The organism is Bacillus sp. FJAT-45037, assembly GCF_002797325.1.
Taxonomy (GTDB): Bacteria; Bacillota; Bacilli; order Bacillales; family Bacillaceae_D; genus Alkalihalophilus.
The window spans coordinates 83,529-100,713 of the sequence record NZ_NISN01000004.1; the positions used below are offsets into that span (position 1 = coordinate 83,529).

Consider the following 17,185-nt stretch of genomic DNA (forward strand, 5'->3'; position numbering starts at 1 on the left):
ATGTTTAAATATCCCAAAAATCATTAATTTTAAGGTTAGGATCAACCTTCCTAACGCTTTTAAGTATCTTTTTCATTACTACAGGACTGGGAACATAATGGTCTTCATTGCAAACTTTTGTTAATGTCCTTCTACTGACACCTGTTTCCTTAGAAAATTCAACGGTTGAAACACTATGTTTATCTATAAACTTTCCTAATTTGCTTCTCTTCTTTCCTGATCCGAACATGATATAACCCCTCCTTGAGAATCAGACTTGACCAATACGTGAAAACTTATACTTAACTTGGGAAAAGTTTTGCTCATATTGGACAAGCTACTGCTCATATCATTCAGTAAGACGTTAAACAAGCCGTCAAGGACTAAGGAGAGAGTGATTGCATGAGTAAAGAGCAAGCATTGGAGCTATTGAAACGATCAGACGTCTATCTAACTGAGAACGGACGTCAGGAACTACTTAAGATCGTAGAGAAAGAGGGGGATTGAGATATATAGACCGACTGTACGATACCAAGACGTCTACAAACGATACGTAGATGACGTCTTTGATGCTACTCCATTAGATCGAAATCAAATTATGAGAGCCGCATTGTTTCAAGCGGGGCTTTCAGAAAGTTTTCAGATGCTTATGCGCGATATTTTGAAAGAAGGAAAGGAATTGCTGAAACCACACTGGAGTGAGGTTGATCATTCCATATGGATAGAGGGGCCAGCTAAACAGAATGGGATAAGGAAAGGCAAGGAACGACCACTTTTGATATAAGACAATAACCAATTGGTCATTGTCTTTTTTCATATCTGTTTTGATTGGTACATATAGTAAGGATCATGCAGAAAGGTGCTGTATATGTTGAAAGTAGTTCGCAAGTCAAGAGTTTTTGTCCCTTTTCCTACCATGTCACCAAGAAGAAAAAAACTATTAATAGCAAGTGAAGAGTTGTAAAAATATTTACAGGAAAAACGGTTCTTTCTTTTTTGAGAAGGCTTTTCCTTGTTTCTAATCAACTCAACACCCTACAACAATTCAGTGACATACAAGGAGTCACCATCAGTTGGCTAGTGATTAATCCGAAGGAACTATTCATTCCTAAGAGTATTGTACATAAAAATATATTCTGAATAGTGAGAAAACGTTTGCACTAAATTAAAGAAAAATGATAAGATTAACTTGAATAAACACAACAAGATTTACTTGCGATCGTTTGCGCTAATATCCATGGGAAAATATATTGCCAGGGAGGAGAGTGTTAATAAATAGAGACAACAACTTTTATGTAAGCGTTTTCATAATGAAGGGAGTAATATAAATGAATCGTAAGAATATTTTTTTGAGTATATCTTTAGTCTTCCTATTAATCTTTCCTCTTCTCTCATTACCTACGGAAAAGGCAGTAGCACATCACAATGGGACGAATGGGACAATGATGCAATACTTTGAATGGCATTTACCTAATGACGGAAATCACTGGAATCGATTGAGTAATGATGCTAGTAATCTACGAAATAAAGGAATAACTGCGGTTTGGATTCCTCCTGCGTGGAAAGGTACATCGCAAAATGATGTTGGTTATGGCGCGTATGATCTTTATGACTTAGGAGAATTTAATCAAAAAGGAACAATCCGAACTAAGTATGGTACACGAGAGCAATTACAGAATGCAGTCAATTCTTTAAAACGTAATGGAGTTCAAGTATATGGAGATGTTGTAATGAATCACAAAGGAGGAGCGGATGGTACAGAACAAGTTCGTGCTGTGGAGGTAAATCCTAGGAATCGTAACCAGGAGGTTTCTGGAGAATATACAATCGAGGCTTGGACAAAATTTGATTTTCCTGGAAGAGGAAATACCCACTCCAATTTCAAATGGCGTTGGTATCATTTTGATGGGGTAGACTGGGACGCATCGCGGCAACTACAAAATCGCATTTATAAATTTCGTGGTGATGGTAAAGCATGGGACTGGGAAGTGGACACAGAAAACGGAAACTATGATTATTTAATGTATGCTGATGTTGATATGGACCATCCTGATGTTGTGAATGAGCTGAGAAATTGGGGTGTTTGGTATGCATCCACTCTAAATCTAGATGGTTTTAGAGTGGATGCCGTTAAGCATATTAAATATAGTTTCACCCGAGATTGGTTGACACATGTAAGGAATACAACCGGAAAACAGATGTTTGCAGTTGCTGAATTCTGGAAAGATGATTTAGGTGCGATTGAAAATTATTTAAATAAAACAAATTGGAATCACTCTGTTTTTGATGTACCCCTACACTATAACCTCTATAATGCTTCAAATAGTGGTGGTGGTTATGATATGAAGCAGATCTTCAATGGAACAGTTGTCCAAAAGCATCCGATGCATGCGGTGACATTTGTTGATAATCACGACTCACAACCGGGAGAAGCTTTAGAGTCATTTGTAGCAGAATGGTTTAAACCGTTAGCGTATGCTCTTACTTTGACAAGGGAACAAGGGTATCCATCAGTTTTCTATGGTGATTATTATGGCATTCCCTCCCACAATGTCCCTGCAATGAATTCCAAGATTGATCCAATCTTAGAAGCGCGCCAAAAGTATGCATATGGCAGACAACATGATTATTTAGATCATCATGATATCATTGGTTGGACACGAGAAGGAAACACCACTCATACAGAGTCGGGATTAGCGACTATTATGTCAGATGGGCCTGGAGGAAATAAGTGGATGTATGTAGGTAGAAATAAAGCAGGGCAAGTTTGGCGGGATATTACTGGTAACAGATCAGATACTGTTACTATAAATGGAGATGGATGGGGGAATTTCTTCGTGAATGGGGGTTCTGTTTCTATCTGGGTAAAGCAATAATGAAAAAGAAAAGGCCTTTAAGGTCTTTTCTTTTTCTAGTCAGGAAAGAGGGGGAAATGATGGGATTACAATTAATATCAGCGGAATTGTCAGACCACTCTTATCAATTGTATAAGCTAGAAGCTTATGTTTCAGTATTTAAAACCGAATGCGGTGATTCCTGTGTAATGCAATACAAGCCGGTTGGGCAAAAAGTTTATACCTTGGAAGGTAGTATGATAGAAACAATGAATGATAAAAAGACATACAGATTTTTTGCATTTTTCAAAAAGCATTTAGGGCTCGCTTCAGTTGGTCTAGTTTTCAACTTTTATATTTCTTCACTATATAATTCAATTAAAACAAAGGATTATTTTCTAGGAGGAGAGCATGGAAACATTATATTAGAAGGTGTCTCCATTAAGCATCATCACCTTTACATTCATCACCACACACTCACAGGTTCAGTTTATATAAATTCTGCTACCCCTACAAAATCAGTTAAATTTGTGTTATTCAATGATACCAACAGAACAGTAATAGAAGCTGTTTTTAAAGAAAACGTTCCTTATAGTGATATAGAGGTTTGGGAATACAGTTATGAAAAAATTTATCAATTAAACGGAAAATATTCCTTCTATGTAGAATTACAAGAGGACGAGCGACAGGAGAAGGATGATAATTATGGTAGCTATTATAAAGTTAAAATAAAAGATTGATCTAGAGATTGTAGACGGGCAATACTGAAGCAGTGTGTATTCCTTAAGACTGCAATAATCCATGTTTTGAAGACATTAACTGAACATACAACAGTTACTTTGTCCTTCGAACATCGAACTCGTGCAGGCATCACTAGAGTACTTTAGTGATCAACCATTTCCCTATATTTCGTGTTTAAGACTAACTCACGAGTGGTGTATTTCGTCACGCTTGTTTTTAAGTTGTCTGGTACAACAATTTGTGTACTATCTAGGAAACTCTCTAGCAAATGAAAATATATTAGGGCGGGCGCCCCCTCTTCTTCCAAATCAACTACGTATCTAATTTACTTGCGTTTTTAAAGGGTGGGTAATTAAAGCGGAATATATGGTAAATTTATCTAAATGAGAAAAATAGGAGGGGTTTTCCTTGAATAAAGCTTTCTTGCGCATTGAGGGATTAGCGTTTTTGTTATTAAGTCTTTACTTTTATGGTTACAATCAGTTTAGTTGGTTATTGTTTTTTATCTTGTTAATAGTTCCAGATATTTCAATGCTTGGCTACATGCTTAATAAAACGGTTGGAGATACCCTTTATAATTTTTTCCATACATATAGTTTATCAATAGAATAATTATAATTGGAATGGCTATTTCTAATTCAAGTGTCCTGGCAATAGGTTTAATATGGTCAGCACATATAGGGATGGATAGAATGTTTGGATATGGATTGAAATATTCAAGAGCATTTAAAGACACTCACTTAAATCGTATATAATTTAGTTAATAATAAGAATGTCTGGTGTATATTACTAAATGATATTGCTTATATATTATGGCAATAAGCAAACAGAATTGGGTAAATTTAATGTTGTTATAGAAGTTAATTATGCTATAATATAACCGTTGGTTACTAACCATCGGTTATATTTATTTTTTTGGGGGGAAGGTAAATGTCTTTAGAGGTGCAGGCTAGAGAGAGAATTTTGATTTCGGCAAAGAAATTATTTGCTCAAAAAGGTTACGAACAAGTAACTGTGAGAGAAATAGCGAGAGAAGCGCAGTGTTCTCACACCAGTATTTATGTTTATTTTGAAGATAAAAAAAAGCTATTAGAAGCCTTGGCAACAGAACCACTTAATCGATTACAAAAAAGTATTCAAGGAATACTTACATCTAACAATTACACGCCACAAGAAAAGCTCATTAGGTTGTCTAAAATGTTTGTACACTTTGGCTTGAGCTATCGTAATCTGTATCAAGCATTTCTTACGTTTGAAGCGACTAGGGTCGATGCAGAAGAAACCATATGGGAGTTAAATGAAAAACGCTTAGATTTATTTACCCATTTAAAAAATGCAGTAAACGGAGTATTTCCGGTTGCTGATGAAAAGACTTTATTAGATTTAAGTCGAATGATTTATTTTGTACTACATGGAATTATTATGACCTACAAAGATGTAGATGAGCGTATAAGTGGGATTGTTAAACGCATATTCCCTATCGTCGATAGGTCCATTATTTATCTTATTCAAGGAGGAGAAATTGATGAAAATAATAAAAGTTTCACCGCACGTGTACAAAATTGAAGCATGGTTTCTTTTAAAAATGAGTGCTTGGCTTGTGAAAACTAATGAGGGTGTGTATATAGTAGATACGGGGATGTCATTTATGGCAAAGCGTATTTTAAAAGAAGCTGAGAAAATAGGTGAGCCGAAAGGTATCTTATTAACTCATGGTCATTCTGATCATGTAGGGGGATTAAAAAAGATATTAGATAATTATAAGTTGCCGGTATACAGTCATACTTTAGATATTAAATATATGGAAGGCAAGGAACCGTTTCCTGGTCGAAATAAAAAAGAAAACCTTGTTGCTCCAGGAACTGTAAAACCGTTATCACAGAGAGAAGATGGGACTTTGAAAGCTATTGGTAATTTAGTTCCCTACCATACCCCAGGACATTCTCCGGGACACGTAAGTTATTATCACCCAATAGATCGTGTATTGATAGGTGGGGATTTATTTACCTCAAAGAAAGGGAAGCTGAGACCACCTATTAAAATGTTCACAGCTGATATGAGACAAGCTGTAGAAAGTGCAAAAATTGTAAAAGAACTAAAACCTATTGTTGTAAGTATTTGTCATGGAGAAGACATTCAGCATCCTCATACACAAATTAATACATATTTAACAATAAAATAAGAAATAATTAATACCATTTTTATAAATGGTATTTTTTTTATATTTTTATAGAATTTTGCAAAAACTTGTTGTAATTTTTATATGAGTGTATTAATATAACCATAGGTTACTAACCAAAGGTTAATATGATGAAGGGGGTTCTAAATGCAGCTATTTTGCTTTCATTGTGCTGGAGGATCATCAAGTATGTTTAGAAAGTGGAAGTTCGCTAATACAGATATTTTTAAGTTAGACTTGCCAGGTAGAGGTAATAGGGTTAATGAGCCATTTATTGATCAATTTGATGAAGCGGTTGACGACTTAACTGATAAAGTAATGCGTCTAAGAAAAGCTGGACAAAGCTGGGGAGTATTTGGTCACAGTTTGGGTGGACTCTTCGCCTATGAAGTATCAAGAAGGCTACAAGATCATGACTTTCAGTGCAGAATTTTAAGTGGGATTAAGCCATTACATCAATATAGTGGAGAAGTTAAGTTGTTAAAACAAGATGATTCCACGATGGTAGGAATGTTAGCTAAGCTAGGGGGGGTTCCTGAGAAATATAAAAGTAATCCCATTTTTATTAAATGGTTTGCCCCAATACTTCGAGCAGATCTTTCGCTTGTAAAAACGTTTCATTATACCGCGGAAACATCGCCTATACGTACATATGTTATTAACGGTGTAGATGATCTTCTAATTCAAACAATGGAGAAAGAAGATTGGAAGAGAGCCAGTCTGCAAGACTTGACATGCCTATGGGTAGAAGGAGGACATTTTAGTATCCTTCAGCAATCCGAAGTGGTTGAAAGGTTATATACGTCTTCTAAAAAAGTGGGTGTAACTTCACAATGACATTAAATGAATTAAAGCAATATGCCCTTTTGCATGTGAAGACTCATTCGTTTACAGCTATTGATCCGCTCGAAGTCTTAAATAACATAGATGCTCCCTCTTGTGATGAGACAAACAAAGGAGCCTGGGATCAGCAGTGGGTTCTAGCGGCAGAAGAGTGTCTGAGAGAAAAGGCCGTAGATGATGCCATTCAATGTTTAAATTTTGCTCGGTTTCCATTTCCTCATACTAGTCATCAAGAAAAAGCTAGCAAGAAACTTTCTGAATATTTCGAAGGAACTTACAGTAAAAAAGGTGTTCAGAGATATACGCTTGAAAGAAATAAAAGACAGTTCTCTGTTTATACTTCAAATCTCCAATCAAATTTGCCTTGTTTACTAGTACTAGGAGGGATCGTTTCTGTAAAAGAACAATGGAATGTGTTTTTAGAAGTTGGAAAACGTTTAGGCTTTTCTGTAATAATTACAGAATGTCCTGGAGTAGGAGAGAACGATACAATCTATGATTCCTCCTCTCACAAGATGATCGGGCAAATATTAGACTTATTCTCAACAAAAGTGAATGTGAATAATACTTTTATTGTTGGAATGAGTTTTGGAGGCCATCTAGCTATCAGGCAAGCGTTAGAGGATAAAAGAATAAAAGGAATAACGACCGTTGGGGCACCACTTCATTTTTTCTTTAAAAATTATTCAGATATTGAAGTGCCTCTAATTACACAAATTACACTGGCTCATGTAATGGACAAGGAATTAGGTGAGGTTGGCAATACCCTATCTTCATTCGCTATTTCACAAACAGAGCTAAGAGCTCTTCGTACCCCTATAACCTATGTATCTAGTAAAAAAGATGAAATTATTCCATCAAGAGAGAAGGAATTCTTACTCACAAATGGTCAGAATATTAAGCTGCATGAATTTGATGATATACATGGTTCTCCTAATCATTTAGATATGATTCAAAAAATAATCCCTTTGAGTGTAATGAAGCAAAGTAGGAGTAGAAAAATTTTCATTCAATTGGGGTTAACTGTAATGCTAACCTTAAATAAGTGGAAGAAGAGAGGTGAGAAATGGTGACTTCTTTACAAATTGCCGTTACCGGAATTGGTATTTTATCTAGTATTGGTAGAAATAAGCTAGAAGTTTATGAAAGTATGGCACAGAATAAGTCAGGTATTAATCATATAGAGTCATTTGATCCTGAGCCATTTATCAGTAAAATCGGAGCAGAGCTAAAAACGTATAATCCAAATGAATATTTCACCAAACAGGAAGAAAAAAATCTTGATCGTTGTTCACAATACGCTATTGTCTCTATACAAGAGGCATTAGAGGAAGCAAATACAGATATAGATACTAGTAACATTGGCTTAGCATTTGGCACATGTAACGGAGGATTAAATTCTCTAGAACAGCAAGGAACTTTAGAAAATTTAGATCCAGATAAAACAAGAAATTATCCTTTCTATCAACAGGGAGATATGGCTGCAAGTTACTTTAAATTATCTGGGCCAGTAATGACATTGAACACAGCATGTGTAGCAAGTGGTAATGCTATCGGCTATGCATGTGACATGCTTCGTCATGGTCATGCGGATATAATGATTGCTGGTGGGTCGGATTCTATGTCCACATCAGTTTATGCTGGGTTTAATTCTTTGAAGGCTTTAAATGATGTACCATGTTCTCCTTATAATGAACAATACGGATTAAGTCTTGGAGAAGGAGCAGCTTTTGTTGTACTGGAACCCTTAGAAAAAGCTTTAGCTCGAGATGCAAAAATCTACACTATTATTGAAGGTTATGGACTTAGTAGTGATGCTTACCATGAAACAGCTCCTCAGCCGGATGGACTTGGAATTCGAAAAGCTGTAGAGATGGCTGTTTCACAAGGAAATGTATCAAGAGAAGACATTCAATACATCAATACACACGGAACCGGAACAAAGGCAAATGACCCTGCAGAGCTTCGCGGCTTACGTTCCTACTTTGGAGATCAATTTGATGCGATCTATATAAGTTCCAGTAAAGCGTATTTTGGTCATAATCTTGGAGCAGCAGCTTCAATCGAGTATGTTACTACTCTTTTAGCTATTGAACAGGGAAAGTTGCCTGCTACACTTCATTTTTCAGAGGCTAGAGAAGGATGCGACCACCCAAAATTAGTGACTAATACAATGAAAGAATTTTCTCCTAAATATTTTTTATGTAATAATTCAGCATTTGGAGGCCACAATTCTTCTATTTTATCAAAAAATGTTTTTCATCCATTACATTCGTACTCCGCAGCTAAGAATAATTCAAAGCGTAAAACAAAGGATCAATCAGTTGTTATTTGTGGGTACGGTACTATTCATGCCCTTTCCAATAATGAAGGCTCACTCCTAGCTAACCTACAACATAGCGAGACTCCCACTTTACAACTAGACTTTTCACTCAAAGAATACAATAAAACTTTATATGAACGTCGTATGAACCCTCTAACTCAATTCAGCATAGGCGCTTGTGATTTGGCGTTGAAGAGAGCGGCTATTGACGAATCTGAATATGGGTCTCTGGGGTTAATATATGGTACATCACGTGGTAGTTTAAAAAGCGCTGAAAAGTATCTTGGCTCAATCCTCGAACGTGGGATGGCGAATGCAAGCAGCGTATATTTTCCTGATATGGTATTAAATTCTACAGCTGGCAAGCTAGCTAAAAAATTTAGTATAAAAGGATTTAGTTCTTCCCATAGTTCAGGTGGTGTAGATGGTCTACAAGCAATTCAATATGGAACGATAAGCATTATGGATGGAAAACAATCGATGGCACTTGTAGGTTCAGGAGACGAGAAATCAAACTTATCAACTGAATTAGACCGGGCCATGAATTTAACATCCAGTTCGTACAACATTACTGAAGGAAGCACGTTTCTTATGTTAGCAGACTCTGAAACTGTAAAGAAAAACGGCTTACAGCAATTCGCTGTAATTAAAGGTTTTGGACAAGCTTTTCACAATAACAATGACTTGTATGTAACAGTGGAAAAATCTGTGGCTCAGTGTTTAGAAAATGCAAACTTTTCAGAACGTGATATTGATTTTGTCTTTTACCATAATAATGATGTACATGACACCGATGCTTTTCTTAAATTAAAAGAAAAGTATGATCATCTACCTGTAAATACGCTTAATCACCTTATAGGGTATATGGAATCTAATGGCTCGTTGTTTCATACTCAAGTGGCTATCGAGCTCCTTTCTCTACCAAAGGAAGAGCAGCAATCAGTTACTAAATCTCTTGGCTGGACAAAAGAACATTTAAGAACTGGGCTTATTGTGTCAACATCCATCAATGGAAACTCTATGGCCATGTTAATAAGTAAATTATAATTGGAGGATTATTATTATGAAAACTATTAATGAGATAAAAGAAATTATTAAGGTGAATATCTTGATTGAGCGCTTAGAATTAGAAGACATTGAAGCCGACGAAATTGAAGATGAAGAACCGTTGTTTGGAGAGGGACTAGGGCTTGACTCCGTAGAGGCTCTTGATGTGGTATCGGGAGTAGAGGCTGAATTTGGCATAAAAGTACAAGGGTTAGAAGAAGAAGATATTCGTCAACATTTCTATTCGGTCGCCACTTTATCTTCTTTTGTCGCGGCCCAACTCACAGAAAAAGTTAGCAGCTAAATTTATAAAGGTATGGAGTGTAACTTAGGTTACACTCCCCTCTATCGAAAGTAGGGATTGACTTATGCTATTACATGAAAAGGTCGCCATTGTGACAGGTGCTACTCGTGGAATTGGAAAAGAAATTGTGGAAACCTTTGTCGCTCAAGGAGCTTTTGTTTATGGAATTTATAACTCGAATGATGAGGCTGCACGTTTAATTGAAGATGCATTAAATCGAGAGCGATTATGCGTAGATTACGTTAAAGGATCCGTGGAAGACCAAGCTTTTATAGATACACTTTTTAAAGAGATCGCAAAGAAGCATGGGCGAATTGATGTACTAATAAATAATGCAGGGGTTACCCGAGATCAATTCCTTTTTCAAATGGACGAGCAGAATTGGCAGAACGTCCTTCAAGTTAACTTTAGCGGGACATATAAGTGCTGTTTAGCCGCTCTACCATACATGGAAGCAAATCAAACAGGCAAAATCGTTAATTTAGTATCTGTTACAGGAGTAGTAGGACGCGAAGCCCAAACTAATTATGGCACATCTAAAGGGGCAATTATAGGACTTACTCGTCTTTTAGCTCGTAAGTATCACGAAAAGGGAATCTGTATCAATGCTATTGCTCCTGGAATGATCCAAACTGAAATGATTGAGCAAGTTCCCAAGGCGAAATTAGATAATTTTTTACGTTTTACCAATGCCAAAAAGCTTGGAACGACAAAAGAAGTTGCTCGGAGTGTCCTCTTTTTATCATGCGAATTGAGTGACTACGTAACTGATACGGTTTTAAAAGTCGATGGAGGCTTTTTACGATAGGAGAGAAAAAAATGAATATTCTGATTTCGGAAGGTGAGCAAAAGATTAATCAAGTAATAGCTAACCATTTTCATCAAAAAGGAGAAAAAGCGGTCCTTCTCTTCACTGACCGTGAGAAGCACCTTGGGTTTATGCTTGAACAGCCTGGCCAAGAAACTATTTTTTGCGAAGCGTATAAAGAGGATGATTTAGACACTATTATTTTAGAAATGTTTGGGGATCAAGGTGTGGAAGTACTCATTCATGGAAATGAAATGATAGACGAAGAGAGAACATTAGAGGAAGAACCTTACATGTTAGATGAAATTATAAGAGGTTATCTATACCGAATATTTCTATTAAATAAGGTAGTTGTTCGTCAAATGATCAAACCAAAAAAGGGGAAAATTATATTTCCCTTATTCTATGATCCTCTTTATTATGCAGGATATGCTAGCTCTCCAGTTTTAAACCATGCAAAACTTTCTTTAATGAAATGTATGTCTAGGGAGCTTGGACCGTTTAAATTAAACGTCAATGCTATAACTTTTGGGTATTACAATGATGGGTTCAATAAAGAGCAAAAGAAAATCAAAAAAGAAAAAGTCGAAATATTTAGTCTTAAACCAAAACTCCCAGATATTGAGGATTACGTGCGTTCCATCGAATTACTAATCAATCCATCTGCAAGTTTAATAGGAGGGGAAAATCTTCATGTTGGTGCAGGAATCGAGACAGGAATCTAGAGGTAATATATCTCCACGAATCATTGGGTTTGGAGAATGTTTGCCAGGAGAGCCGGTTACAAACGAACAAATGGAAGAAGTTTTATCCATCCGTAAAGAATGGATTGACACGATGATAGGTAATCACTCAAGATATTTTGCCGTTGATTTCTCGAAACGAACTGTGGAGTATAGTCTGACAGATCTATGTACAGTGGCTGCCGAACAAGCAATCGAGCAATCTGGTGTTCGACGCGAAGAAATAGATGTGATAGTTCTATCAACCGCAACTCCAGATCATTTAATGCCTGCTACAGTAAACTTAATAGCTGACCGTTTAGGCTTACAAAATATACAAACATATCAAATTCAAGCGGGATGTTCAGGAGCTCTCCAAGCCTTAGATGTAGCGCGCCACCTACTAATGGGGGGACGGCGATATGCACTTGTCATAGGTGGAGATGTGTGCAACAAGTACATGGATCTAACACGTGATTTTACCAAATTAAGATCTTCTGAATTAATTAATTATGCTTTATTTGGGGATGGGGCAGGAGCCATTCTTTTAACAAATGAGAATGTTGATGGGTTAGAAATTATTTCAATTGAAAATCAATTTGAAGGGGTAGGTGAAGAACCTGGGCAAATAATGAACTGGTTTGGTACCGTGCCTGAAAATGTTCAAGAGTTAAGTAAGCGTGAGCTCCGTAAACAGTTTCAATCGGCAAAAGAAGATTACAAAGCAATTGAAAAAAAAGTCCCTCTCATGACTGCTCAAGTACTCAAGAAATTACTTGATAATAAAAAGTGGAAAAAAGAAGATTTGACGTACTTTCTTCCACCTCAGCTTAGTTGGAATATGACACGGAAAATCATTGAGTCGTTAGATTTCCCTCTCGATGTAACGATCAATTGTGTCCAACACACGGGCAACAACGGGAACGCCCTTCCATTCCTCCAATTAAAAAAGGTTAATGGAAGTATCAAACCAAACAATAAAGTAATCGGTATAGCCATTGAATCTTCCAAATGGATAAAGACCGGCATCATACTTGAATACAAGAAGGGTGAAGTTCATGAGTGAGCGTGAAGTCTTTAAACAGATTAAATCATTTATTAACCAAAATGATTATAGAACGCCATACAAACTAAAACAACTTCTTATTGATTTAGAAAGTCCTATTCAGAAAAATAAAGCTGGAAAGCTATTACGTAATTGGAACCAAGGAAAGGCTCATGCAAAGATAGGTATAGTAGGAAATCATACCACCGATGGGTTAGAGCATGCCCTTACATTTGATGCTGTTAAAAGAGGAATCAATGTAGAGATGTTAACTACAGGCTACGGTCAATGGGCAATTCAAATGCTACAGGTTGGGAGTGAGCTCGATGCTTTTAATGGAGATTTAACAATCTGCACACTCGATGAATCGATTATCTACCAACATTTACCAACTAGTAAGTGGTCGGTTGAAGCGATTGCAAAGGCACTGGAGGAAACAACAGTTGAAATCAGTCAAGCTATCAGAAGTTTCGCTTCTCGAAATACAGGGGGAATTGTTCTACATACGATTCCATTACCGCTAGCTGACTTTAAATCAATTATTGGCTATCGTGAAAAACAATCTGTAGCTTCTTTATGGAAAAAATTCAACAGTCATCTACTTGAGTTGAACACCACTTTTCCAAATGTTACTACACTTGATTTTGATGTTTTGACGCAAGGTGCTGTTCCAATACGAGATGAAAGAATGAAGCATTTTGGTTCAATGAGTTACAGTTTAGAAGTTTGGCATCGTCTTTCAATAGAAGTAGTTTCCCTTCTAGCGGCTCAAAAGGGTTTGTCAAAAAAAGTATTAGCCCTTGATCTAGACCATACCCTTTGGGGTGGGGTTATTGGAGATGATGGAATAAAAGGGATCTCACTATCTGAGACATTTCCTGGTAACCAATTTAAAACATTTCAAAAATACATTCGCCGCTTACACGAACAAGGAGTGCTCCTTACTATTGCTAGTAAAAATGATTGGAATAATGTAAAAGATGTTTTTAGCGAGAACGAACACATGGTTTTAAAGGAAGAAGAGTTTACACAAATTTTTTGTCATTGGAATCCTAAAACAGACAGTCTCCGCAAGATGGCGAACCAGCTTAATTTAGGTTTAGATGCTTTTGCGTTTGCAGATGACAACCCATTTGAAAGGCAACTAATGGAGGAGGAGCTTCCAGAGGTGACAGTGCTTCCAATAGGAAAAGATCCTAGTCATTATGTCATGGATCTATTGGATAATGGATGGTTTAATACAATTGCTTTAACCAATGAGGATCGTCATCGATCACAGAAATACAAGCAGTTAGTGAAACATGAAGAGTTAAAAGAATCATCCACATCCATCGAAGAATATCTTGAGCAATTACAAATGGTACTTCGTTGGAGTCGTTTAAAAGAAAGTCATATCTCGCGAGTCACTCAACTTTCTCAACGTACAAATCAGTTTAATTTAACAACTGAACGATTAACAGAAGCAGAAGTAACAAGAACACTGGATTTAAATGTGTCAGAATCCATTTATACATTTGGTTTGGAAGATCGTTTTGGTGATAACGGATTGGTCGGTTACTTTCACATTTCTGAGCAGGGAAAACACTGGTACATTCGCAACATTGTAATGAGTTGTCGAGTATTTAAACGACAAGTGGAAACACAAGCACTCTATTTACTTATCGAGCAGGCACGAGCTAAAGGGGTAGAATCTATTTCAGGTACCTATCGAGAGACTTCAAAAAACGGACTAGTAGCTTCTTTTTATGAAGATCATTCCTTTTTCAGGCAAGGTGATGAATGGTTTTATTCATGTGAGAATTCTCTTCCGACAGTCCCTTGGATTAAGAAGCAACTAAGTGACGAAAGGGTGAATATTTAATGTCGGCAATTGCGGTAAATAAAACGATCTTTGCTATTTTTGCAGACGTGTTAGAAATTGAGGAAGATGACATTACATTGGACTTTTCCAAAGATGAAGATTCTGAATGGGACTCAGTAAATTCTTTGAGACTCTTTATAAATATTGAAAACGAGTTCAGTATTCGGCTAGACATGAATAAATTTATGAACACTTCAACAGTTCGTGAAATCATTGAATTAGTGGAGGCGGCGCGAAAATGACCATTAAGGTTGAATCGTTGCCGTCAATAAGGCGACATACTTTTCATTTTCTTGAAAAAGCAAACGAGAGTCAGGCAATTTATTTAAGTACGGAAGTTGATGCAACTGCCTTAATCGCTCAAAGGGCTATATTTAGCCAAGCATCAAAGAACATAAGCTATGTAAGCTTTTTTCTTTATACAATTTCTAGAGCAATTGAAGCGTTTCCAGAAGTCAATTGTTCAGTTCAAGGACGTCACAACCCTAAACGATGGTGCTTTTCTTCAATTGATGGAAAAGTTACTGTTGATACACGAGCTAATGGTGAACGAATAGTAACCTCAACTGTGCTAAAAGAATTAAATCATAAATCTCTTACAGCTATTCAGAATGAAATTAATGAAATGAAGACGGCTTCCTTTGAAAAAGATGAGAAATTTAAACCCATTCGAAAATTACAGAAATTTCCAATTTGGTTTGGGAGAAAGATTTACAACAAAGTCATGAAAAATCCTGTGACGTGGCATCAAACCCAAGGAAGTTTTACCGTTACTTCCCTTGGACATGTATCAATTAATTCATTTTTCCCAATGTCTTCTAATACAACTTGTTTTGGAATTGGCGCTATTCGTCAATGTCCTGTTGTAATGGATGGTGATATAGTGATCCGTCCAATACTTCCTCTTAGTATGTCTTTTGACCATAGAGCAATTGATGGAGCATTAGCAGCCGATTTTTTGCAACATATTAAATATTTGATAGAAGGATTGGGGGAAGAAAAATGGCCAGAAAACCAAAAAAATCAAGCTACGACATAATTATTATTGGAGCAGGGATGGGCGGACTAAGTGCAGCTACATATTTAGCACAAGAAGGCTATTCAGTTCTTGTGCTTGATCGTCATTATCGAGCAGGAGGATATGCTCACTCGTTTCGTAGAAGAAAGTTTACTTTTGATTCAGCTGTACGAATTGTAGCTGGTGCAAAGGATGGCGGATTGTTAGAAGAGCTCCTACAAGCAGCTGGGGTTGTTGATGAAGTGGAATTTCTTCGCTTAGATGACATTTATACTGCTTATTACCCTGATAGAAAAATTGATGTTAGTAGAAGTGTAAATGGACTTATTGAAGCTTATTGTCGTGAATTTCCTCATGAGAGTAAAAATGTACAAGCCCTAGTTAAGGAGATGGAGAAGCTATATGAAGTGACTTTAATGCTTCTTCATTCTGGTGATCCATTAATGGTGTTATCAAACCCCCTCATGTTGAAATATCGTGATAAGAGCTTTCATGAATTGACGTCCTCATTCTTACAAGACCCACAAGCTATTTACTCATTCTCTGCGTTGTGGGCGTATTATGGTACACCACCAACTCAAGGGAGTGCAATGTTTTTTGCTTATGCGATCATGAGCTACTTTAAAGAAGATATTTATTATGCGAAAGGGAGCTTCCAAACACTCGCTGATGCCTTTGTGAAACGTATACAAACATTAGGGGGGGAAGTGTGTTTAAGAAATGCAGTTGAGCGTGTAGAAGTAGAAGATAAACAAGTGAAGGGAGTGCACCTTCAGACAGGCGAATACGTGGAAGCATCAAAAGTTGTTTGTAATGGGGATTTTTTAAAGCTTATGCGTGACCTCGTAGGTGAAGAGCACTTCCCAGCACGTTATAAGAAAAGAATTGGTAAGCTAAAGCCTTCAATTTCTGCTTTTGAAGTTTTTTTAGGAGTAGATCTTCCTCTTGAAGAACATGGATTATCACATGAAACGTTTATTTACAATGATTACAGCTATGACACGTTTATGGAAAAACATCAGGATTTAAAAAGTTTAGGTCCCAATGGATTAAGTGGATTGGCGATTTCTACTCCTACTCTTGCAGATAAAAGTTTAGCGCCAGAAGGTCAACATACTGCAGTTCTGACGACTTTGGTTCCCTATGATATTGGTTCTAACTGGAAGGACGAGAAGGAAGCATATCAAGAGCAATTGATTTCTATGGCGGAACGGGCAATTCCAAACCTCCGGGATCATATTGTTCATGTCGAGTCGGGTACTCCACTAACTATGGAGCGCTATACCAATAATAGTTTTGGTTCAATTTATGGGTGGGAACAAAACAAACAACAAATGACTGGACGACCACAACATGAAACGCCCATTAAAGGTTTATATATTTCCGGTCAATGGACCGACCCGGGAGGCGGTGTAGTCTCAGTCATTCTCTCAGGCTATAAATTGTGGAAAAAAATAGCGAAAGAAAGCGTGTTGGTCTGA

Annotated in this window: 16 protein-coding genes and 1 pseudogene; 16 read left to right on the forward strand and 1 reads right to left on the reverse strand. The window is 36.9% G+C overall.

The window, feature by feature from the left end:
* Positions 1–4 precede the first annotated feature (4 nt).
* Positions 5–229: a helix-turn-helix domain-containing protein gene (locus CDZ88_RS17005; RefSeq protein ID WP_100374817.1), complete on the reverse strand. Its 225-nt coding sequence runs from the start codon at positions 227–229 to the stop codon at positions 5–7.
* A 1,078-nt stretch (positions 230–1,307) separates the two neighbouring features.
* On the opposite strand from CDZ88_RS17005, the gene amyS reads away from it, so the two are divergent.
* The 16 genes and pseudogenes from amyS to CDZ88_RS17095 all read left to right on the forward strand — a co-directional run bounded on the left by amyS (position 1,308) and on the right by CDZ88_RS17095 (position 17,185).
* A complete protein-coding gene (amyS, locus tag CDZ88_RS17015) occupies positions 1,308–2,855 on the forward strand; it encodes an alpha-amylase (protein ID WP_100374818.1) in 1,548 nt (515 codons plus the stop codon).
* A 59-nt stretch (positions 2,856–2,914) separates the two neighbouring features.
* Positions 2,915–3,553, forward strand: a complete 639-nt coding sequence (locus CDZ88_RS17020; protein ID WP_157796597.1) for a hypothetical protein — start codon at positions 2,915–2,917, stop codon at positions 3,551–3,553.
* Between the two features lie 409 nt (positions 3,554–3,962).
* Positions 3,963–4,309: pseudogene (locus CDZ88_RS17030) on the forward strand (DUF4260 domain-containing protein).
* 175 nt (positions 4,310–4,484) lie between these two features.
* A complete protein-coding gene (locus CDZ88_RS17035; protein WP_100374820.1) occupies positions 4,485–5,120 on the forward strand; it encodes a TetR/AcrR family transcriptional regulator in 636 nt (211 codons plus the stop codon).
* Entirely contained in the window at positions 5,080–5,736 is a 657-nt protein-coding gene (locus CDZ88_RS17040; RefSeq protein WP_100374821.1) for an MBL fold metallo-hydrolase, read from the forward strand. Before CDZ88_RS17035 ends, CDZ88_RS17040 begins: the two co-directional genes overlap by 41 nt.
* A 144-nt stretch (positions 5,737–5,880) precedes the next feature.
* Positions 5,881–6,570, forward strand: a complete 690-nt coding sequence (locus CDZ88_RS17045; protein WP_100374822.1) for a thioesterase II family protein — start codon at positions 5,881–5,883, stop codon at positions 6,568–6,570.
* Positions 6,567–7,649 carry an alpha/beta fold hydrolase gene (locus tag CDZ88_RS17050; protein ID WP_100374823.1) on the forward strand — a complete coding sequence of 361 codons (1,083 nt, stop codon included), beginning with the start codon at positions 6,567–6,569 and terminating at the stop codon, positions 7,647–7,649. The genes CDZ88_RS17045 and CDZ88_RS17050 overlap by 4 nt, the downstream gene beginning before the upstream one ends.
* Positions 7,646–9,946 (forward strand): beta-ketoacyl-[acyl-carrier-protein] synthase family protein, encoded by a 2,301-nt coding sequence (locus CDZ88_RS17055; protein ID WP_100374859.1) that lies wholly within the window; start codon positions 7,646–7,648, stop codon positions 9,944–9,946. The genes CDZ88_RS17050 and CDZ88_RS17055 overlap by 4 nt, the downstream gene beginning before the upstream one ends.
* A 16-nt stretch (positions 9,947–9,962) precedes the next feature.
* The gene (locus CDZ88_RS17060; protein WP_100374824.1) at positions 9,963–10,250 is read left to right on the forward strand and encodes a phosphopantetheine-binding protein; all 288 of its coding nucleotides are present in this window, start codon (positions 9,963–9,965) and stop codon (positions 10,248–10,250) included.
* A 64-nt stretch (positions 10,251–10,314) separates the two neighbouring features.
* On the forward strand, positions 10,315–11,058 hold the full coding sequence (locus CDZ88_RS17065; RefSeq protein ID WP_100374825.1) for an SDR family NAD(P)-dependent oxidoreductase: 744 nt from the start codon (positions 10,315–10,317) through the stop codon (positions 11,056–11,058).
* Between the two features lie 11 nt (positions 11,059–11,069).
* On the forward strand, positions 11,070–11,783 hold the full coding sequence (locus CDZ88_RS17070) for an SDR family oxidoreductase (RefSeq protein WP_100374826.1): 714 nt from the start codon (positions 11,070–11,072) through the stop codon (positions 11,781–11,783).
* Complete coding sequence (locus tag CDZ88_RS17075; protein ID WP_100374827.1) at positions 11,752–12,846, forward strand: 3-oxoacyl-[acyl-carrier-protein] synthase III C-terminal domain-containing protein; 1,095 nt, start codon at positions 11,752–11,754, stop codon at positions 12,844–12,846. The genes CDZ88_RS17070 and CDZ88_RS17075 overlap by 32 nt, the downstream gene beginning before the upstream one ends.
* The gene (locus tag CDZ88_RS17080; protein WP_100374828.1) at positions 12,839–14,686 is read left to right on the forward strand and encodes an HAD-IIIC family phosphatase; all 1,848 of its coding nucleotides are present in this window, start codon (positions 12,839–12,841) and stop codon (positions 14,684–14,686) included. The genes CDZ88_RS17075 and CDZ88_RS17080 overlap by 8 nt, the downstream gene beginning before the upstream one ends.
* Positions 14,686–14,928, forward strand: coding sequence for an acyl carrier protein (locus CDZ88_RS17085; protein WP_100374829.1), 243 nt, complete (start codon positions 14,686–14,688; stop codon positions 14,926–14,928). Before CDZ88_RS17080 ends, CDZ88_RS17085 begins: the two co-directional genes overlap by 1 nt.
* Positions 14,925–15,725, forward strand: coding sequence for a 2-oxo acid dehydrogenase subunit E2 (locus CDZ88_RS17090; protein ID WP_100374830.1), 801 nt, complete (start codon positions 14,925–14,927; stop codon positions 15,723–15,725). The genes CDZ88_RS17085 and CDZ88_RS17090 overlap by 4 nt, the downstream gene beginning before the upstream one ends.
* Entirely contained in the window at positions 15,689–17,185 is a 1,497-nt protein-coding gene (locus CDZ88_RS17095) for a phytoene desaturase family protein (RefSeq protein WP_100374831.1), read from the forward strand. The genes CDZ88_RS17090 and CDZ88_RS17095 overlap by 37 nt, the downstream gene beginning before the upstream one ends.